Genomic DNA, 21,831 nt, shown 5'->3' on the forward strand with positions numbered 1-21,831 from the left:
ATATGACCTGAATTCATAATCTCTACCTTAATTAATTCATTGAAATGGCAAGATATACTGGTCCTAAAACTAGAATTGCTCGTAAATTTGGCGAAGCAATCTTCGGAGATGATAAATCTTTCGAAAAAAGAAATTACCCTCCTGGACAACACGGGATGGCTAAAAAAAGAGGTAAAAAATCTGAATATGCTATCCAGTTAATGGAAAAGCAAAAAGCTAAATATTCTTATGGAATTTTAGAAAAACAATTCAGAGGTTTATTCAAAAAAGCATCAGCTACTAAAGGTGTTACTGGTGAAGTTCTTTTACAATTATGTGAGGCAAGATTGGATAACGTAGTTTTTAGAATGGGTATTGCTCCTTCTAGAAGAGGTGCTAGACAATTAGTTTCTCACAGACACATCACTGTTAATGGTGAAGTTGTAAATATTCCTTCTTACCACCTTAAACCTGGTGATAAAGTTGCAGTTCGTGAAAAATCTAAATCTTTAGAAGCTATCGAACGTTCTTTATCTAATTCAAGTCAAGTTTATGAATGGATTACTTGGAACAATGACGTTAAAGAAGGTACTTTCGTTGCTGTACCGGCTAGACTTCAAATTCCAGAAAACATTAAAGAACAATTAATCGTAGAGTTGTACAACAAATAATAATTGACTTAGTCGAAATTTATGGCAATATTTAATTTTCAAAAGCCCGATAAAGTTATCATGATCGATTCAACCGATTTTGAAGGTAAATTCGAATTTAGACCTTTAGAACCTGGTTATGGATTGACTGTTGGTAATGCACTTAGAAGAGTTTTGCTTTCAGCATTGGAAGGTTATGCAATTACATCTGTCCGCATAGAAGGTGTAGATCATGAGTTTTCTACTATTTCAGGAGTTGTTGAAGATGTTACCGAAATTATCCTTAATCTAAAACAAGTACGTTTCAAACGTCAAATTGAAGATATCGATAATGAATCAGTTTCTATTTCTGTTTCAGGTAAAGATCAGTTAACAGCAGGTGATTTTCAAAAATTTATTTCAGGTTTCCAAGTTTTGAACCCAGAACTTGTAATTTGTAATTTAGATCCAAAAATCAAATTGAATCTTGATTTAACAATCGAGAAAGGTAGAGGATATGTTCCTGCTGAGGAGAACAAAAAACAGAATGCTGCAATTGGAACTATTTTTACTGATTCTATTTTTACACCTGTTAAGAATGTAAAATATGCAATCGAGAACTTCCGTGTAGAGCAAAAAACAGATTATGAAAAATTAGTTTTCGAAATTAAAACTGATGGTTCTATCAATCCTAAAGATGCTCTTACTGAAGCTGCAAAAGTTTTAATTCACCATTTCATGTTGTTCTCTGACGAAAGAATTACACTTGAGGCTGATGAAATTGCACAAACAGAATCTTATGACGAAGAGTCATTACATATGAGACAATTGCTTAAAACTAAGCTTGTTGATATGGATTTGTCTGTGAGAGCCTTAAATTGTTTGAAAGCGGCTGAAGTTGATACACTTGGTGATTTAGTATCATTCAATAAAAATGACTTAATGAAGTTCCGTAATTTCGGTAAAAAATCTTTAACAGAACTTGATGAATTAGTAGCTGTGAAGAATTTGACTTTCGGAATGGATTTAACGAAATACAAACTAGATAAAGAATAAATTACTCATATTTTGCTCTCCATAGAGGATAGAAGCAAGATGAGGGGTTAAAAAAACACGTCATGAGACACGGAAAAAAATTCAACCACTTAAGCAGACAGACTGCACATAGAAAATCTATGTTGGCTAATATGGCTTGTTCTCTTATTGAGCACAAACGTATTAATACTACTGTTGCTAAAGCAAAAGCGCTTAAACAATTCGTTGAGCCGCTTATAACAAAATCTAAAAATGATACGACTCACAATCGTCGTATTGTTTTTGCTAACTTGCGTAGCAAATATGCTGTAACTGATTTATTCAGAGACGTTGCTGCTAAAGTTGGTGACCGTCCAGGTGGATACACTCGTATCATTAAAGTTGGAAATCGTTTAGGAGATAATGCTGATATGGCAATGATCGAATTAGTAGATTTTAACGAACTTTACAACGGAGGTAAAAAAGAAGTTAAAAAAGCAAAAAGCCGTCGTGGTGGTAAAGCTAAGAAAACAGAAGAGGCTCCTGCTACTGAAGCTCCTGCTGCTGAAACTGAAACTACTGACGAAACTGCTGAATAATTATGAAAATAATCATTCAATAAAATCAAGGATAAACTATTTTTTAGTTTATCCTTTTTTTTTGATTTTTTATTACCCAATACAAGTAGTGTTGGCTAGTTACAACTTTAAGAAATCGGATTTTAAAATAATTTTTTAAAATTGTTGCTTTCGCTGCTTTAATGAATTAAATTTGCACCATATTTAACAACAAATGAAATACACAACACGAAAAAGCGCCATCCTTTTATTAAGTGACGGAACTATATTCCACGGAAAATCTATCGGAATCAGCGGAACCACTTTTGGTGAAGTATGTTTTAATACTGGAATGACCGGTTATCAAGAAATTTTTACCGATCCATCTTATTTTGGACAAATTATGGTAGCTACCAACGCGCATATTGGAAACTATGGCGTTAATGAAACCGAAGTAGAATCAAACGGAATTAAAATTGCTGGTTTGGTTTGTAAAAATTTCAGTTTTAACTATTCAAGAGAAGATGCCTCTGGAAGCTTGGAAGATTATTTTGCTAAACAAAATTTAATCTGTATCTCTGATGTAGATACTCGTGCTTTAGTAAGTTATATTAGAGAGCATGGGGCTATGAATGCCGTAATTTGCACTGATGACACTCCAATTGAAGAATTAAAAGCTGCTTTGGCTAGTGTTCCGGATATGGAAGGTTTGGAATTAGCATCTAAAGTATCTACTAAGGAACCTTATTTTTATGGAGATGAAAATGCAACATATAAAGTTTCTGCTTTAGATTTAGGAGTTAAAACAAATATTCTTCGTAATCTGGCAAAAAGAGATTGCTATATCAAGGTGTATCCTTATGATTCTTCTTATGCTGATTTAGCTTCATTTAATCCTGATGGATTCTTTTTGTCTAATGGACCTGGAGATCCAGAACCTTTAGAGAGTGCTATTGGAGTAGCTAAAGAAATTTTGGCAAACAATAAGCCTTTATTCGGAATTTGTTTAGGACATCAAGTAATTGGTTTGGCAAATGGAATTTCAACGTATAAAATGTTTAATGGTCACCGTGGAATTAACCATCCTGTAAGTAATTTGATTACTGGTAAAGGAGAAATAACTTCTCAAAATCACGGTTTTGCGGTAAATAGAGAAGAATTAGAAGCGAATCCGGAAATGGAAATTACGCATCTTCATTTAAATGACGGTACTGTAGCGGGAATGAGAATGAAAAACAAAAATTGTTTTTCTGTTCAATACCATCCAGAAGCTAGTCCAGGACCACATGATTCTTCTTACTTATTTGATCAATTTGTACAGAATTTGAAAAAGTAATTTTTTAGATAAAATGAAAAAGACCCAACAGCAATGTTGGGTCTTTTTTTGTTTTAAGTAGTTCTGGTGGTCTTTATTTGTAAATTTTATTTTAAATTATGTTTAAAAAAAACTTTTATAACGTTTTCGTTGATAACGAATGAAAAAAATAGTGCTTTGTTTGAAAAACTTAGAATATATTTGTAACCGAAAATTTAAAAACTAAGTAATATGAGTATTATTATCAAAATTCATGCAAGACAAATTCTTGATTCAAGAGGTAATCCTACTGTAGAAGTAGATGTAATTACAGAAAATGGTGTTTTAGGTAGAGCTGCTGTACCTTCTGGAGCTTCAACCGGAGAGCACGAAGCTGTAGAGTTACGTGATGGAGGAAAAGCTTTTTTAGGAAAAGGAGTTTTAAATGCAGTGAACAATGTTAATACTGTTATTGCTGAAGAATTAGTAGGAACGTCAGTTTTTGAACAAAATCTAATCGATCAAATGATGATTGATTTAGACGGAACTCCAAATAAATCTAAATTAGGAGCTAATGCAATTTTAGGAGTTTCTTTAGCTGTGGCTAAAGCTGCTGCTGCTGAACTAGGATTGCCTTTATACAGATATGTAGGTGGAGTTTCTGCTAATACATTGCCTGTTCCAATGATGAACATCATCAACGGTGGTTCGCACTCTGATGCGCCTATTGCTTTCCAAGAATTCATGATTTTTCCAGTAAAAGCAACTTCATTCTCTCACTCTATGCAAATGGGTACTGAGATTTTTCATAACTTGAAAAAAGTGTTACACGACAGAGGTCTTTCTACAGCTGTAGGTGACGAAGGTGGATTTGCTCCAAACTTAGCTGGTGGTACTGAAGATGCTTTAGATACTATTAAGTTAGCAGTTGAAAAAGCAGGATATTCTTTTGGTGATGAAATTATGATTGCTTTAGACTGTGCTTCTGCTGAATTTTATGTAGATGGTAAATACGACTACACAAAATTTGAAGGAGAAACTGGAAAAGTAAGAACTTCTGCTGAACAAGCTGAATATTTAGCTGAATTAACTACTAAATACCCAATTATCTCTATCGAAGATGGTATGGATGAAAACGACTGGGAAGGTTGGAAATTATTAACTGAAAAAATTGGTGATAAAGTTCAATTAGTAGGTGATGATTTGTTTGTAACTAATGTTCAACGTTTGTCAACTGGTATTGAAAAAGGAATTGCTAACTCAATCCTTATTAAAGTAAACCAAATTGGTACTTTGACAGAAACGATTGCAGCAGTAAATATGGCTAAAAATGCGGGTTATACTTCAGTAATGTCTCACCGCTCTGGAGAAACTGAAGATAATACTATTGCTGATTTAGCTGTAGCATTAAACTGTGGTCAAATTAAAACAGGTTCTGCTTCTCGTTCTGACCGTATGGCTAAATACAATCAATTGTTAAGAATTGAAGAAGAATTAGGGAACACAGCTTATTTTCCTGGATTAAAAGCATTCAAAATAAAATAAGAATAACAATTTGTTATTTTTTAAAAGCCACTCTTATTAAAAGAGTGGCTTTTTTTTTCAAATTTAACAATATCACTAGTTTTTTCTCTTTTTAATTAATGTTATTATCCTTAGATTTGGTAAATTATTAAGTGTAAAGATTTATTTCAAATTATTATGTCAAAAACAGCTATATTAGAGATTGATGGTAAGAAGTATGAGTTTCCTGTTATTAAGGGAAGTGAGAACGAAGAAGCTATCAATATTAACAAATTAAGAGATTTAACAGGGGCAATTACTATTGATCCAGGTTTTAAAAATTCAGGTTCTTGTACTAGTGGAATTACATTCTTAGATGGAGAATTGGGAATTTTACGCTACAGAGGATATGCTATTGAAGATTTAGCAGATCAGGCGAACTTCTTAGAAGTTTCTTATCTTTTGATTTTTGGCGAATTGCCAACAGCTGCTCAATTGGAACAATTTGAAACAGATATTAGAAAGCATACCTTAGTAAATGAGGAAATGAAAGGTATTATTGATGGCTTCCCTAGAACAGCACATCCAATGGGTGTTTTAGCTGCTTTAACAAGTGCATTGACTGCTTTTAATCCAAAATCGGTAAATGTTGAAAATGAAAAAGAATTGTACCAGGCAGTTTGCAAAACTATGGGTAAATTTTTGGTAATTGCAACTTGGACTTACAGAAAAAGTATGGGATATCCATTGAATTATTATGATAATACAAAAGGATATGTAGAAAACTTCATGAAGTTGATGTTTGAATTGCCTACGGAGCCTTATAAACTAAGCCCAGTTGTAACTGAAGCTTTAGATAAATTGTTTATTCTTCATGCTGATCATGAGCAAAACTGTTCTACATCTACAGTAAGAATGGTAGGTTCTTCTCATGCAGGTTTATTTGCTTCAATTTCTGCAGGTGTTTCCGCCTTATGGGGGCCATTGCATGGAGGTGCTAATCAGGCAGTTTTAGAAATGTTGGAAGAAATTCACAAAAACGGAGGAGATACTGAAAAGTATTTAGCTAAAGCAAAAGATAAAAATGATCCATTCCGTTTAATGGGATTCGGACATAGAGTGTATAAAAACTTTGATCCTCGTGCTAAAATTATTAAAAAGGCAGCTAATGAAGTGTTAGGTACTTTAGGAGTTGATGATCCAATTTTAGATATCGCTAAAAAATTAGAAGCAGCAGCTTTAGAAGATGAGTATTTCAAAGCAAGAAATCTATATCCAAACGTTGATTTCTATTCTGGAATTATTTACAGAGCTTTAGGGATTCCTACTGATATGTTTACAGTAATGTTTGCTATTGGTAGATTACCAGGTTGGATTGCGCAATGGAAAGAAATGCGTGAAAACAAAGAGCCAATTGGAAGACCAAGACAAATTTATACAGGTTCTGCTTTAAGAGAGTTTAAAAGACCTCAATAATCGAATCTTAAAAATAATGAAGCTTCACTGAAAAGTGAGGCTTTTTTTTATCTTAGAAAATAGCAATTAATATTATTTTTTGAATTATATGAAACAAGTTAGTAATTCAGTTTTGATGATACGTCCGGTGGCTTTTAGAATGAATGAGCAAACCACAGAAAATAATCACTTTCAAAAAGAATTAAGCGGTATGTTTCCTGCTGCAATTAATGCTAAAACCCAACAAGAATTTGATGCCTTAGTAGGGCAGTTAAAAGAAGTTGGTGTTAATGTTATAGTAGTTGACGATACTTTAGATACAGATACGCCAGATAGTATTTTTCCAAACAATTGGGTTTCTTTTCATGAAAATGCAGATGTTGTTTTGTATCCTATGTTTGCCGAGAATCGGAGAGAGGAACGTCGGGAAGATATTTTTGATCTTTTGGAAGGAAAGGGTTTTGTAATTGAAAATACTATCGATTTTACTTCGGCAGAAGAGGATGGTCTTTTTCTGGAAGGAACGGGTAGTTTGGTTTTAGATAGGGCTAATGCTAAAGCCTATTGCGCCTTGTCTCCAAGAGCTGATGAGGAGCTGTTTATTGAGTTTTGTGAAGATTTTGATTGTGCTCCTGTAATTTTTGAAGCCTTTCATACTGTAGACGGTCAAAAAAAATTAGTGTATCATACTAATGTGATGATGAGTATTGGGGAGTATTTTGCAGTTATTTGTGCCGATATGATTGCTGATAAAAAAGAGCGAAAAATGGTTTTAGATAACCTAAGAGATGACGGAAAGGAGTTGATCTTGATTAATGAGAAGCAAGCAGAGCAGTTTGTGGCTAATGTATTGGAAGTGTCAGGAGCAAATGATACAAGATATATTGTAATGAGTACAACGGCTTTAGAGTCGCTCAGTGTAAATCAAAAAAATCAATTTGAAAAATACGGAACCATTTTAAGTGCTAATTTACAAACCATAGAAACTTGTGGAGGAGGAAGTGCTAGATGTATGATGGCTGAAATTTTCTTGCCAAAGAGTTAAATGACTAATTACGTTAGTTTGGTTTTTATAAAACAATACTAGTTGTATTTTCACTACTTTTGTGAAAAATAATACGAAATGAAAAATAAAAAAACTTTGGTTCTTGGAGCCTCTACAAAGGTTCATAAACCAGTGTTTAAAGCAATAGAGATGCTTGTGGAAAAAGAGCATTCTGTTTTAGCGATTGGTCAAAATCAAGGCGAAGTTGCAGGAGTTAAAATTAGAACGAAAGCAATTCCTTTAAAAAATATCGATACGATTACTTTGTATTTGAATGCTAAAAATCAACGCGATTATTACAATTATATAGTTGAAGCGCAGCCTAAGCGTGTTATTTTTAATCCAGGGGCAGAAAACCCAGAATTGTATCAACTTTTAGAATTGAATAACATTAAGGTTGAAGTAGCTTGTACTTTAGTTTTATTGACTACAAATCAATATTAATATTTAGTCCATTGTAATAAATAATAGTATAGCCATCTTGTTTAGAAGATGGCTTTTTGGTTTTAAAGGCATCTTTGTTTTGAAACACAATTAGATTTTGGTAACGTTTTGAAATTAATAATAAGTTCAAGAAAGGATTTAATTTGTAGATGAAATGGATTTAATAATTTTACTAAAAGCTAAAAAGGGATTTTGAATAATTAATTATTTCAATAAACAAATTGTTACATTTGCAACTATGGAATTTTCTTCAAAATTATTAGAAAAAGCGGTAAATGAGATTTCGCAATTGCCAGGAATCGGTAAGAGAACGGCTTTACGGTTAGTATTGCATTTATTAAAACAACCTAAAGAGCAAACGGGTTTTTTAACTCAGGCGCTCGTGGCTATGCGTGAGGAGATTAAGTTTTGCGAAAGCTGTCATAATATATCTGATACTGCTGTTTGCGAGATATGCAGTAATACAAATAGAAATCATCAACTGGTATGTGTGGTTGAAGATATTAGAGATGTTATGGCTATTGAAAACACGGGGCAGTTCAAAGGAATTTACCATGTTTTAGGAGGGAAAATCTCGCCAATAGACGGAGTGGGACCAAGCCAACTCAAGATTTCAACCTTGGTAGAAAAAGTAAGGTCAGGAAAGTTGACCGAAGTTATTTTTGCATTGAGTTCTACGATGGAGGGCGATACCACGAATTTTTATATTTACAAACAAATCTCCGATTCGGATATTATGATTTCTACTATTGCCAGAGGAATTGCAGTGGGGGATGAACTGGAATATGCTGACGAAGTGACTTTAGGCCGGAGTATTTTGCAACGATTGCCTTTTGAAAAGGCTATTAAGAATAATTAAGCGGTTTAATAATAACGAGGCTTTTAATATCGTAAATGAAAAGTTATATTTGTTATCTAAAATAATAAAATGGGGAAGTATCTATTTGGTTTATTGTTAAGCATTAGTGTGTTGTTTTCTTCCTGTATTTCAACAAGGGATTTGATTTATTTACAAAATAAAAATGAAACCGATGTAGAGCCAACTATTTCGGCGGTAGTTTCTAAACCATATCGTCTGCAATCTAATGATGTGTTAAGTATTAGTATAAAAGCAAATGACCCAAAATTAGTTGAAATTTTTAGTACTACTAATCAAGGAGAAGCAGGAAAGTCAGAGTCGGCTTTGTATTTTAATGGTTTTACAGTTGATGATCACGGAAATATTAGAATGCCTATTTTAGGAGAGTTAAATGTAATAGGTTATACGCTTGACGAAGTTAGACAACGTATAGAAAAACAATTGTTAGACGAGTATTTTAAGAAAGAAGCTAATATTTTTGTAATAGTAAAATTAGCTGGTTTTCGTTACACCATTAATGGCGAAATTGGAAGTACCGGAACTAAAACCTTATTTCAGGAACACGTAAATATTATGGAGGCTATTGCAAATGCCGGCGATATTTCTCTACTAGGTGATAGAAAAGCAGTTACCATTATCCGGAAAACACCAACAGGAAATGAGATGCATAACCTTGATTTGACTGATGCTAATGTGGTGAATTCACCTTATTATTATTTGCAACCCAATGATTATATTTATATAAAACCTTTAAGACAAAAAACTTGGGGTACAGGAAAAACAGGTATAGAATCATTAGGAACCGTGTTTACTTTGATATCGTTAGGAACAACTATTTTTTTATTATTAAAAAGATAAAATACATTTCGAAAAAATGTTAGATATAAAAGATTTTTCTCTTTTTGAAAACCAGGTTAGTTTTGACTTCAAAGGCTTGCTGTTAAAAATATTGAGTTATTGGAAATGGTTTATAGTCAGTTTGATTATTGCCTTTACAATTGCTTATCAGGTAAATATTCGTAAAGAGAAAATTTATCAAATGGAGACTTTAATTTCTGTTAAAGAAGAAAGTAATCCGTTGTTTACTTCAAATACCAGTTTAACGTTCAATTGGGGTGGCGTTTCAGATCAAATGCAAACCATTTCTACGACCTTGCAATCTCGTTCTCACAATGAATTAGTAGTCGATCAATTGCAGTTTTATATTGACTATTTAAAACAGGAAAAGTACAATATGGTTGATGCCTATGGTGTTGTTCCTTTTTATGTAACTATTGATAAAAACAAAGGGCAGTTATCAGGAAACTTGATTAGTATTACTTTTTTGAGTGAATCAGAATATCAAATAAAAATTCCGTTTCAAGCTAGTTCAGCTTCGTTAATTACGTATTCTGATAATTCTTATAGTTCTACAGCTGTTGAAGTAGGAGATTTTGTCAAAAAATATAAAGTAGGCGAAGAAGTTTCTTTACCTTTTTTGCATTGGAAATTACAAATAAAAGACAATCCAGGTTTTTATAAAGACAAAGAGTATTTTGTAAGATTCAATAATTTTAATGGAACAGTTGGACGGTACAGAGGAATTAATGTTATTCCAGATGATAAAGGAGCTTCTATCTTAACCTTGAGGCTGCAAGGAACTAATAAGGCTAGAATGGTTGAATACCTGAATTCGACTGTAAAAATGCTTATCAAAAGGCAGTTAGATAGTAAGAATCAGTTTGCGACTAATACAATTTCTTTTATTGATAGTACCTTAATTGCTATGGAGTCGCAATTAAAAATGGCAGGAGAAGAATTAAAAACTTTCAAGAAAGGAAAAGCTGTTTATAATCTGGAAAATGGTGGGACTCAATTTTCAGAAAAAATCAGCCAATACGATGTTGAAAAAGATGCTATTGCTCGCAAATTATCCTATTATAATTCGCTTAAAGCCTATTTGAAGAATAGCGTAGATTATTCAAAACTTCCAGCACCTTCAGTTGCAGGAATTGATGACCCTAATGTGGTAGCTAATATTTCCAAGCTTATTGCGCTTTCTACCCAACGTTCTGAAATGGCTTATGCAGTAAAAAGTGATAAAATATTTAGAGACTTTGATAGTCAAATGGAAGCTATTAAAAGTGTTTTATTAGAAAATATTGCAACTGCAAAATCGTCATTACAGTTTGATTTGGGATTGGTAAATAGTAAAATTAATCAGGCAGAAGGGAATATCAAACAATTACCAGAAGACCAACAAGAACTCATTAAAATCAAAAGAAAATACGATTTAAGTGATAAAATTTATAGCACATTTTTACAAAAAAGAAGTGAAGCTGATATTGTAAAGGCTGCGAATTTATCGGATATACATTTTATAGATCCAGCCAAAGATGTTGGCGGTGGTTTGATAGGGCCTAAGACTTCTGTTAATTATGTGTTGGCTGCATTTCTTGGATTTACTATCCCGTTGGTGTTTATATTTATTATCTTTTTCATTAATAATTCCATTCAAAATGCGGAAGATGTTAGTAAGCAAACTCAAATTCCTCTAATTGGGGTTGTGGGTGTTTATAAAGAAAATGGAGAGTTAGCTGTCTTTGATAGACCAAAATCCGCATTATCAGAATCTTTTCGGGCCATTCGTTCTTCGTTACAGTTTTTATACAAAAAGCAACATGTTGAAGGAGGAAAAACCTTGATGATTACTTCTTCTATTAGTGGAGAAGGAAAGACTTTTTGTTCTATTAACATTGCTACCGTTTTTGCCTTAAGCGAAAAGAAAACCGTGATTGTTGGTATGGACTTAAGAAAACCCAAGTTGGCAGAAGAATTCAATTTATCGAATGATGTTGGAGTGGTGAATTATTTGATTAAACAAAAAAGTTTGAAAGATATAGTTAATGTAACACAGATACCTTATTTAGATGTTATTCTTTCAGGGCCGGTTCCTCCCAATCCTTCGGAATTAATTATTGGGGAATCTATGGCTGAATTAATTGGCGAATTGAAAAAAGAATACGACTATATTATTTTAGATACGCCTCCGGTAGGTTTAGTATCGGATTCATTAGAGCTAGGGCAATATGCCGATGTAACTTTATACATAGTGAGACAAAATATCACTAAGAAAGAAATGATTCCGTTGTTGAACAATAGAGTCAAACGTGGAGAAATGGCTAATGTGAGTATTATTTTGAATGGTTTTGAAAACAAAGCAAAATATGGTTCGGCCTATGGTTACGGATATGGCTACGGATATGGAGAATATTCAAATGGCTATCATGAGGAGGAAAAACCAAAAAGTATATTGGAAAAAATCATAAAAAAAATCAGAAAAGTTTAGTAAATAGCTTAGTTGAAACAATGAGAGAAATAACAAAATACACTATCCTTATTACGGGAGGAGCTGGTTTTATAGGCTCTAATCTATGTGAATATTTTTTATCCAAAGGAAACAAAGTGATTTGTTTGGATAATTTTGCCACAGGTCACCGCCATAATTTAGCAGCTTGTATTTCTAATTCTGATTTTACTTTGATAGAAGGAGATATCAGGAATTATGCGGATTGTAAAAAAGCGGTTTTTGGAGTGGATTATGTCTTGCATCAGGCCGCTTTGGGCTCTGTGCCACGTTCTATAAATGACCCTATAACGACTAATGATGTTAATGTTTCTGGTTTTTTAAATATGCTTCAAGCAGCTACTCAGGCTAAGGTAAAACGTTTTGTATATGCTGCCAGTTCATCCACTTATGGAGATTCGGTTGGATTACCAAAAGTAGAAGAAGTTATTGGGAAACCGTTATCGCCTTATGCAATTACTAAATATGTGAATGAGTTGTATGCTGAAATTTTTAGTAAAACATACGGAATAGAAACCATTGGTTTGCGTTATTTTAATGTTTTTGGAAGAAAACAGGATCCCAATGGAGCTTATGCGGCGGTAATTCCTAAGTTTGTCATGCAGTTAATGAATCATGAAAGCATAACAATTAACGGAGATGGTAATTATTCCCGAGATTTTACTTATATCGACAATGTGATTCAAATGAATGAATTGGCGATAGCTACAGATAAAATAGAGGCGGTAAATACTGTTTACAATACCGCTTTTGGAGACAGAAATACCCTGAATGATTTGGTGGGCTATTTAAAAAAATATTTGAGTGAATACGATGCTGAAATAGCGAATGTTAAAGTTATTTACGGTCCTGAAAGAGCAGGCGACATTCCGCATTCTTTAGCCAGTATCGATAAGGCAAAAGAATTGTTAGGTTATGAACCAAAATATTCTTTGCAGCAAGGATTACAGATAGCTGTGGATTGGTATTGGAATAATTTGAAGTAGATTTGCATCGTTTTTTGTTCATTGTTGACCGTTCATAGAACAACGAATAACAAATAACGAATAACGAATAACGAAAAAAATAAATGAAAATTAAAAAAATTTGTTGCATTGGAGCGGGCTATGTTGGAGGTCCTACAATGGCAATTATAGCGCAGAAGTGTCCACAGATACAGGTTACAGTAGTAGATTTGAATACAGAAAGAATAGCGGCCTGGAATGATGAAGATGTGAATAATATACCTATTTATGAACCGGGACTTTCTGAAATTGTAAAAGAAGCCAGAGGGCGTAATTTGTTTTTTTCTACGGAGGTAGACGTTGCTATTGATGCTGCAGATATGATTTTTATTTCGGTAAACACGCCAACTAAAACCTATGGAAAGGGAAAAGGGATGGCAGCTGATTTAAAATTTATAGAATTATGTGCCAGACAAATTGCAAAGGTGTCTAAGACAGATAAAATAGTAGTTGAGAAGTCTACTTTACCGGTGCGAACTGCGGAAGCCATCAAAAGTATTTTAGATAATACTGGAAATGGAGTGAAATTCCAAATCCTTTCCAATCCGGAATTTTTAGCAGAAGGAACAGCAGTGCAAGATTTATTACAACCAGATAGAATTTTAATAGGTGGCGATACCACAGCAGAAGGACAAAAGGCGATTCAGGCATTAGTAGATGTTTATGCGAATTGGGTTCCAGTTGATAAAATTTTGACTACTAATGTTTGGTCTTCTGAATTGTCTAAATTGACAGCTAATGCTTTTTTAGCCCAAAGAATTTCTTCGATCAATGCGATGTCGGAATTGTGTGAAAAAACAGGTGCTGATGTGAATGAAGTAGCAAGAGCTATTGGTATGGATAGTCGAATTGGTCCTAAGTTTCTAAAGGCTTCAGTGGGCTTTGGAGGTTCTTGTTTTCAAAAAGATATTTTGAATTTGGTTTATATTGCAAAATCATACGGTTTAAATGAAGTAGCTGATTATTGGGAACAGGTAATTATTATGAATGACCATCAAAAAAGACGTTTTTCAGATAATATTGTCAAAACTTTATACAATACAGTCTCTGGAAAAAAAATAGCCTTTTTAGGATGGGCATTCAAAAAAGATACGAATGATACTAGAGAATCAGCAGCTATATATGTAGCCGATGATTTAATTAGTGAAAATGCTACTATTGCAGTGTATGATCCAAAAGTATCAAGAAAAAAAGTACTAGCCGATTTAAATTATTTAGAAACAAGAACTGTTGAGGAGAATGCAAATTGTGTTTTGTCTTTTGAAAATTCTTATGAAGCTTGTCAAAATGCTCATGCTATTGCTATTCTAACTGAATGGGATGAGTTTATTTCTTATGATTGGCAAAAAATATACAATGCTATGCAAAAACCTGCGTTTGTATTTGACGGAAGAAATATTTTAGATGGTCCAGCATTAGAAAAAATAGGATTTGTGTATCAGGCAATAGGTTCGTAAATGAATATAAAGTGACATTGGGTTTTAATTTAATGTTTTCAAACTATAACACAGTTTTATTCTTTCTTAAGAAAGTATACACTGTGTTTTTTTATAGATTTTTTAAAAAAAAGTAGAGATGAATTGGTATGTAGTGTATACAAAACCAAAATGGGAGAAAAAAGTTGCTGAACAATTAACTCAAAAAGGAATTGATTGTTATTGCCCTTTAGTGACTGAGTTGCGCCAATGGTCTGATAGAAAAAAAAAGGTAGAAGTGCCTCTGTTTAATTCCTATATTTTTGTTCGTTTAAATGAAGTAGATAGGAATTTAGTGTTTCAATTTGCAGGTGTTGTCCGTTACCTTTTTTGGTTAGGAAAACCAGCTGTTGTACGTGAAGAAGAAATTAGTGCCATAAAGAAATGGCTTTCTACTCCAGGTAAGTATGAAATTTCAGTTTCTTCTTTAGTGGTAGGGGATAAGATTGTTTTGGATTCAGGTCCTTTTAAATCGCAACAAGCAGTTGTTCAAGAGGTGAATAAAAATGATTATGTACTGGTTTTAGAATCTATGGGCTGTATATTGAGAGTGAGAACAATATAGTTTTCCTGAAGCGTATATTAAATGAATTTTGCGAGTTTTGTTAAAAAGAGCAAGAAAGTTCTTATGTGTTTGTTTGTCAGTATTTTATTGATTCTGAAAAGATGTTTTTTTTATATTTTTAGTTCTTCGTTTCTCAATTTACATCAATTTAATAAGTATTGATAGGAATTCAGCTTTTAGTCGTTTATATTTGCGAGCAGAAAAAAAGCTGGATTTCAACCCATTTTATGTGAGTTGGAACCGCGAAGCGTTGGAGTAAACTCAATGAGTTTGGCACAAGTAAAAAAAGAAATCAATGGATTTAAAATCTAAAATAGCAGTTATTGGTCTTGGTTATGTAGGCTTACCATTAGCTCGTTTATTTGCAACAAAATATGCTGTTGTAGGTTTTGATATTAATCAAAAGCGTATTAAAGAATTAAACATTGGTGTTGATACTACTTTTGAAGTTGAAGAAACTGATTTAAAATCGGTATTGGTTTCTAAAGAAATAATTTTTGATGCATCGCAAACACAAAAAGGTTTGTATTGTAGCAATCAATTAGAAGATTTAGCACAATGCAATTATTACATTGTTACTGTCCCTACTCCTATTGATAAAAATAATCGGCCAGATTTGACACCATTATATAAAGCAAGTGAAACAGTTGCTAAGGTTTTAAAAAAAGGAGATGTTGTCATTTATGAATCCACTGTTTATCCTGGGGTTACAGAGGAGGAATGTGTTCCAGTTTTAGAGCGTATTTCAGGATTACAATTTAATGTTGATTTTTTTGCAGGATATTCACCGGAGCGAATTAATCCCGGAGATAAAGAACATACAGTTGATAAAATATTAAAAGTGACTGCTGGTTCTACTCCAGAAATTGGTCAAAAAGTAAACGAATTATATAGCTCTGTAATTACTGCTGGTACTCATTTGGCACCTTCCATCAAAGTGGCAGAAGCAGCTAAAGTAATTGAGAATTCGCAACGGGATATAAATATTGCTTTTGTCAATGAGTTGGCTAAGATTTTTAGTTTAATGAATATAGATACTCAAGCAGTATTAGAAGCAGCAGGGACCAAATGGAATTTTCTACCCTTTAAACCAGGATTAGTCGGCGGTCATTGTATCGGAGTAGATCCCTATTATTTAGCTCAAAAAGCACAAGAATTAGGATATCATCCAGAAATTATATTAGCAGGACGCCGTTTGAATGACAGTATGGCGGAGTATGTAGCTTCTCAAGTAGTGAAATTGATGATAAAAAAAGGGATTCCAGTTAATGGTGCTACACTATTAATGTTAGGAATTACGTTTAAAGAAAATTGTCCTGATGTCCGAAACACAAAAATAATTGATGTTATTAAAGGATTGAAGGAATATGGTATTACAATTACAGTATTAGACCCATTAGCAAATCCTGAAGAGGTTTTGCATGAATATAAATTAGTTTGTAATTCTGAGCTTGTCGAAGGACAAAAATTTGATGCTATAGTATTAGGTGTTGCGCATGCAGATTTCTTTACTATGGACTTATCGAAGCTTCAAAAGTCCAACAGTATAGTTTATGACGTAAAAGGAGTTTTAGGTAATAATATTGATGGTAGACTCTAAAAAAAAGATATGGATAAAAAAAACAATATCATACATGTTATCCTCACAGGAGGAGTAGGCAGTCGATTATGGCCTTTGTCCCGTAAAAGCCAACCTAAACAATATCTGGAAATTTTCGAAGGGAAATCGTTATTTGAATTGACAGTAGATCGGAACAGGGATATTGTTGATAAGGTTATTGTGGTGGGGAATATTGATAATTGTGATTTGAGCAGAGCTATTTTAGAAAAGAAAAATATCCCTTATCTGGATATTGTTGAATCAACTCCTCGTAATACAGCCGCTGCAATTGCTTTTGCTGCTTTTGCCGCCGAACCGGATGATATTTTGATTGTGACTCCGATGGATCATATCATTGAGGGGAAAGATTTATATGATATTGCAGTGGCTGATGCTATTCAAAAAGCAGAAGAGGGTAATATTGTCACTTTTGGAATTGTGCCTACCAAGCCCGAAACAGGTTATGGGTACATTGAGGCCAAAGGAGAAAATGTACTATCTTTTAGAGAAAAGCCCAATTTAGTCACGGCTAAAGGGTTTTTGGCTAAGAAAAATTTCTTATGGAATTCAGGTATGTTTTGCTTCAAAGCAGGTGTTTTATTAGAAGAATTAAAACATTTTCAACCCAAGATTTATAAAAAGTCTAAGAAAGTCTGGGATCATAATGAGAACGGGAAGTTAGATTTAGAATTATCCTTAGAGATTCCTTCCATTAGTGTGGATTATGCGGTCATGGAACGTTCTAAAAAAATAAAAGTAATCCATTCACAGTTCTTATGGTCTGATTTGGGGTCTTTCGAATCGGTTTATGATTATTTATTGTCCAAAGGACATCCGGTGGATGACAATGGCAATATGGTGATAGGGGTACAAAATTTTACTGCTTTTATTGGGATGAAAAACACCATTTTAGTCGCTACCGAAAATGCTAATTTGGTCTTGCAAAAAGAATATTCACAAGATGTGAAAGATTTGTATAATGAGTTAGAAGTAGAAAAACCAGAGTTGTTGGAGTAATTTAATAGACGTTTTGCGTTTTTTGTCACACTGAGCTTGTCGAAGTGCTTTTAAAAAGTTATTCTAATAAGTTTTAATAGGATAGTAAAAAACACATCGTCCAACAAAGTCATAAACTGCACATATTCCCCTCTCAAGAGGGGTTAGGGGTGTGTAAATCAAGATAAAAATATAAATAGTATGAATTCAGAACAACAATGGACCGAAGAGATTAAATCACAAGATTCCCTTTTTTCGATTAACTTTAAAGAGCTTTGGCATTACCGCGATTTGCTTCTGATGTTGTTAAAAAGAGATTTTATTACCTTTTATAAACAAACTATTTTAGGGCCTATTTGGTTTTTTGTGCAGCCGATAATGACCTCTTTAATCTATTTAGTGTTATTTGGTCAGGTAGCTAAGTTATCTACTGATGGTTTACCTCAATTAGCTTTTTATCTTTCCGGAATTACCATTTGGAATTATTTTTCAGATTCGCTTACCAAGACATCTGCTGTCTTTCAAACTAATGCTTCTATTTTTGGGAAGGTATATTTTCCGAGGTTGATTATGCCACTTTCCATTGTTTTTTCAGGTTTGTTAAAATTTGCTATTCAGTTTGGGTTGTTTATTGGAGTAGTGTTTTATTACACTTTTATTGAAAAATCGATTCAACCTAATCTTTGGGTTTTAGCTACTCCTTTTTTAATTCTGTTGATGGCTGCTTTTGCCTTAGGTTTGGGAATGATTTTTTCTTCAATGACAACTAAATATAAAGATCTTACTTTTTTGTTAACTTTTGGAATTCAATTGTATATGTATGCTACTCCCGTGGTGTATCCAGTTTCGGCTATGCCTGAAAAGTATAAATGGGTGGTTAATACTAATCCGTTAACGGGAATATTTGAATGCTTTCGCTATGGTTATTTAGGATCGGGTAGTTTTGCACCGTCCAGTTTAATTTTTAGTACGGCATTTATTAGTGTTTTATTATTTACAGGAATCGTAATTTTCAATAAAGTAGAGAAAAGTTTTATGGATACAGTTTAAAGAATAATTAAGTATGTTTTTGTCAGTCTGAGCCTGTCGAAGACCTTCTTCTGTTAATAAGTACATATATCATAAATACTTTAATAAGCTCAGTGTGAACATCTCTGAAAATTATTTAAATAAATTTAATAATTTACTAGAATTATTACTCTAAAAAAAAATGAAACAGCTCGCAATAAAAGCCGAAAATATATCCAAGCAATATCGACTGGGTGAAGTAGGTACAGGAACTATCTCTCATGATTTGAATCGTTTTTGGCACAAAATACGTGGTAATGAAGACCCTTATTTAAAAATAGGAGAATCCAATGACCGTACTGCCAAAGGAACCAGTGATTATGTATGGTCCTTACGGGATATCAATTTTGAAATTGAACAGGGAGATGCCGTTGGTATCATTGGTCGTAACGGTGCAGGGAAAAGTACTTTGTTAAAACTGTTAAGTAAGGTAACTAAACCTACTACCGGAAATTTTAAAGTGAACGGTCGTATTGCATCCTTATTGGAAGTGGGTACGGGCTTTAATCCCGAAATGACTGGTCGTGAAAATATTTATCTAAACGGCGCTATTTTAGGCATGCGCCGTGCCGAAATTACCCGCAAGTTTGATGAAATAGTTGATTTTGCGGGAGTAGAACGCTATATTGATACCCCTGTTAAACGTTATTCTTCCGGAATGTATGTGCGATTAGCCTTTGCTGTAGCGGCTCACTTAGAATCAGAGATTTTAATTGTTGATGAGGTTTTAGCAGTAGGAGATGCTGAATTCCAGAAGAAATGTCTCGGAAAAATGGGAGATGTTTCTAAAGGAGAAGGGCGAACGGTGCTATTTGTGAGTCATAATATGGGGGCCATAAAAACGCTTTGCAATAAAGGAATACTATTGTCAAATGGGCAACTTCAAATTTCAGGAAGAATTGAAGATGTAGTGGAAGAATATAGAATTTCAGGAGCTGAAATCAGTGATGTTTATACAGCAGTAAAAGATAAAGAGATTTATTTAAGTGAAGCTAAAATTATTAATCAATCAAGAGAGGTCTATAGTAATGAAGATATAGCTTTTAGATTTGAAATTCGAAATTCTATTAGAAATTTAGAAAATGTTTATGTTTTAGTTAGAGTGATGGACACTGATGAACAACCCATTTTTTCATCACAATATTTGTTAGACAATTTGACAGAAAGAATAACATTGTCTATTCCAAAAGATTTTTTAGTAAAAGGTTTTTATTATTTAAGTATTTACATCTATAAACCAGGAAGTGCACCCTATGATGTTGTGGATAGATGTTGTGATTTTGTGGTTTTAAATAATAATACTGAATTTGCACATTTAGAAACTTTTAATATTGGAAAGGTTTATAATAATAATATTAATTGGAGTAATTAATCACAATTTAAATGATTAATAATTTAAAGAAAAAAATAATTAATTATTTGTTTTCAATAATAAAGGCAAAATTTATTGAAGAGGAATTTGATAATATTCAAAAACTTAAAAAGTCTTTTTCTTTTTGTGGTGAAAATGTATGGTTTGGTAAAGATTATAGTATTCTGAATCCTGAGTTTATTAGTATAGGTGAAAATTTTTCTGCTGGAAGAAGACTAAGGATCGAAGCTGTAATTTGTTACAATAAACAAAAGTTTTCTCCAAAAATTGAAATTGGCCAAAATGTTAATATTGGAACTGATGTTCATATCGCATGTATTAATAAAGTTGAAATTGGGGAAAATTGTTTATTAGCCAGTAGGATCTTCATAACAGATCACTATCATGGTAATCCAACTTTCGAAATGTTAAAGTTCGTTCCAAAAGACAGACCCTTGACTTCAAAAGGAGCTGTAATAATAAAAGACAACGTTTGGATTGGAGATGGAGTAGCAATAATGCCAGGCTTAACGATTGGAGAGAATTGTATTATAGCAACAAATGCTGTAGTTACAAAAGATGTTCCTCCAAATTCTGTTGTAGCTGGAGTTCCTGCTGTTGTTATTAAAACTATTAATTAGTTTTTTAAAATGATTTTTAGATATGAATTTAAATAAATTAGCAGTTATAATCCCTTATTATAAATTTACTTTTTTTGAGGAGACTTTAGACTCATTGGTAAATCAAACCAATAAAGATTTTAAAGTGTACATTGGCGATGATGCCAGTCCTGAAGATTGTTCTCAACTTTTAGAAAGATACAAAGGGAAATTTGATTTTAATTACCATCGTTTTGAAACTAATTTAGGAGGCAAATCATTAACCCAGCAATGGGATCGTTGTATTGCCTTAGCTAATGATGAAGAATGGTTTATGATTTTGGGAGATGATGATGTTTTAGGTACTAATGTGGTTGAGGAATTTTATAAAGCGATTGCAACTTTTGGAAATCAATCCAATGTGATAAGAAACGCAACCATTTTGATAAATGAAAAGAATGAAGCTATTTCAAAAGTGTATCAGCACCCAGTATATGAAGAGGCAATTGTTTCCTATTGTCGAAAGTTAAAAGGTGAAAGCCGTAGTTCTTTATCTGAACATGTTTTTAGAACATCTACTTATAAAGAATATAAGTTCAGAGATTATAAAATGGGCTGGAGTAGCGATGACAGGGCAATAATTGATTTTGCAGATGGTAAACCTATTTTCTCTGTTGATGCAATCGTGTATGTAAGAATGTCTGATTTGAATATTTCGGGAGGTAAAGATAATATTCAAGAAAAAATAAGCGGTCGTCTAGTAGGAACTAAAGAAATATTAGAAGATTATCAATCGAAGATGACTGAGCAGCAGATAAAGATTTTTATTGGTCTTTATGAAAATTTAATTTATCGGTCGGATAAGTTAAAATTAGTGCATAGTTCTTATTTAATGAATTTATCAATAAAATATTTTGGAATTCTTTATTCAATTCGACAATTAAAATCGATATTTTATAGGATTTTATTTAAAGAGTCATAATCTATTAATAGTTTGGTACGAAGCATAATTAATTTTATAAAATTATAATTGTGTATTATAAAATTG

Annotated in this window: 20 protein-coding genes; all 20 read left to right on the forward strand. The window is 32.9% G+C overall.

The annotated features are described in order from the left end of the window. Window positions 1-44 precede the first annotated feature (44 nt). Window positions 45-650 (forward strand): 30S ribosomal protein S4, encoded by a 606-nt coding sequence (gene rpsD, locus AC4FRF_RS07875; protein WP_491158933.1) that lies wholly within the window; start codon window positions 45-47, stop codon window positions 648-650. 21 nt (window positions 651-671) lie between these two features. Then, complete coding sequence (locus AC4FRF_RS07880) at window positions 672-1,664, forward strand: DNA-directed RNA polymerase subunit alpha (RefSeq protein ID WP_491158934.1); 993 nt, start codon at window positions 672-674, stop codon at window positions 1,662-1,664. 62 nt (window positions 1,665-1,726) lie between these two features. Continuing rightward, window positions 1,727-2,221, forward strand: a complete 495-nt coding sequence (rplQ, locus tag AC4FRF_RS07885; protein ID WP_491158935.1) for a 50S ribosomal protein L17 — start codon at window positions 1,727-1,729, stop codon at window positions 2,219-2,221. Window positions 2,222-2,414: 193 nt separating this feature from the next. Continuing rightward, entirely contained in the window at window positions 2,415-3,515 is a 1,101-nt protein-coding gene (carA, locus tag AC4FRF_RS07890; RefSeq protein ID WP_491158936.1) for a glutamine-hydrolyzing carbamoyl-phosphate synthase small subunit, read from the forward strand. A gap of 210 nt (window positions 3,516-3,725) precedes the next feature. After that, window positions 3,726-5,018 carry a phosphopyruvate hydratase gene (gene eno, locus AC4FRF_RS07895; protein ID WP_066329339.1) on the forward strand — a complete coding sequence of 431 codons (1,293 nt, stop codon included), beginning with the start codon at window positions 3,726-3,728 and terminating at the stop codon, window positions 5,016-5,018. Window positions 5,019-5,174: 156 nt separating this feature from the next. After that, window positions 5,175-6,452, forward strand: coding sequence for a citrate synthase (locus tag AC4FRF_RS07900; protein ID WP_491158937.1), 1,278 nt, complete (start codon window positions 5,175-5,177; stop codon window positions 6,450-6,452). An 88-nt stretch (window positions 6,453-6,540) separates the two neighbouring features. Continuing rightward, a complete protein-coding gene (gene ctlX, locus AC4FRF_RS07905) occupies window positions 6,541-7,476 on the forward strand; it encodes a citrulline utilization hydrolase CtlX (protein ID WP_491158938.1) in 936 nt (311 codons plus the stop codon). Between the two features lie 78 nt (window positions 7,477-7,554). Further along, window positions 7,555-7,920: a CoA-binding protein gene (locus tag AC4FRF_RS07910; protein ID WP_491158939.1), complete on the forward strand. Its 366-nt coding sequence runs from the start codon at window positions 7,555-7,557 to the stop codon at window positions 7,918-7,920. Between the two features lie 238 nt (window positions 7,921-8,158). After that, a complete protein-coding gene (gene recR, locus AC4FRF_RS07915; RefSeq protein WP_491158940.1) occupies window positions 8,159-8,779 on the forward strand; it encodes a recombination mediator RecR in 621 nt (206 codons plus the stop codon). A 69-nt stretch (window positions 8,780-8,848) separates the two neighbouring features. After that, entirely contained in the window at window positions 8,849-9,637 is a 789-nt protein-coding gene (locus AC4FRF_RS07920; protein ID WP_491158941.1) for a polysaccharide biosynthesis/export family protein, read from the forward strand. 16 nt (window positions 9,638-9,653) lie between these two features. Further along, window positions 9,654-12,107, forward strand: a complete 2,454-nt coding sequence (locus AC4FRF_RS07925; protein ID WP_491158942.1) for a polysaccharide biosynthesis tyrosine autokinase — start codon at window positions 9,654-9,656, stop codon at window positions 12,105-12,107. A gap of 20 nt (window positions 12,108-12,127) precedes the next feature. Then, window positions 12,128-13,111 (forward strand): SDR family oxidoreductase, encoded by a 984-nt coding sequence (locus AC4FRF_RS07930; RefSeq protein WP_491158943.1) that lies wholly within the window; start codon window positions 12,128-12,130, stop codon window positions 13,109-13,111. 83 nt (window positions 13,112-13,194) lie between these two features. Next, entirely contained in the window at window positions 13,195-14,586 is a 1,392-nt protein-coding gene (locus AC4FRF_RS07935) for a UDP-glucose 6-dehydrogenase (RefSeq protein ID WP_491158944.1), read from the forward strand. A gap of 118 nt (window positions 14,587-14,704) precedes the next feature. Beyond that, on the forward strand, window positions 14,705-15,169 hold the full coding sequence (locus AC4FRF_RS07940) for a UpxY family transcription antiterminator (RefSeq protein WP_491158945.1): 465 nt from the start codon (window positions 14,705-14,707) through the stop codon (window positions 15,167-15,169). A gap of 295 nt (window positions 15,170-15,464) precedes the next feature. After that, window positions 15,465-16,769, forward strand: a complete 1,305-nt coding sequence (locus AC4FRF_RS07945; RefSeq protein WP_491158946.1) for a nucleotide sugar dehydrogenase — start codon at window positions 15,465-15,467, stop codon at window positions 16,767-16,769. Between the two features lie 9 nt (window positions 16,770-16,778). Then, window positions 16,779-17,786, forward strand: a complete 1,008-nt coding sequence (locus AC4FRF_RS07950) for a mannose-1-phosphate guanylyltransferase (RefSeq protein ID WP_491158947.1) — start codon at window positions 16,779-16,781, stop codon at window positions 17,784-17,786. Between the two features lie 180 nt (window positions 17,787-17,966). Further along, the gene (locus tag AC4FRF_RS07955) at window positions 17,967-18,815 is read left to right on the forward strand and encodes an ABC transporter permease (RefSeq protein WP_491158948.1); all 849 of its coding nucleotides are present in this window, start codon (window positions 17,967-17,969) and stop codon (window positions 18,813-18,815) included. A gap of 160 nt (window positions 18,816-18,975) precedes the next feature. Beyond that, window positions 18,976-20,205 carry an ABC transporter ATP-binding protein gene (locus tag AC4FRF_RS07960; protein ID WP_491158950.1) on the forward strand — a complete coding sequence of 410 codons (1,230 nt, stop codon included), beginning with the start codon at window positions 18,976-18,978 and terminating at the stop codon, window positions 20,203-20,205. Between the two features lie 11 nt (window positions 20,206-20,216). Continuing rightward, the gene (locus AC4FRF_RS07965) at window positions 20,217-20,825 is read left to right on the forward strand and encodes an acyltransferase (protein ID WP_491158951.1); all 609 of its coding nucleotides are present in this window, start codon (window positions 20,217-20,219) and stop codon (window positions 20,823-20,825) included. 22 nt (window positions 20,826-20,847) lie between these two features. Continuing rightward, the gene (locus AC4FRF_RS07970; RefSeq protein ID WP_491158953.1) at window positions 20,848-21,765 is read left to right on the forward strand and encodes a glycosyltransferase family 2 protein; all 918 of its coding nucleotides are present in this window, start codon (window positions 20,848-20,850) and stop codon (window positions 21,763-21,765) included. Window positions 21,766-21,831 lie beyond the last annotated feature (66 nt).

This window comes from Flavobacterium sp. ST-158 (genome assembly GCF_058309975.1).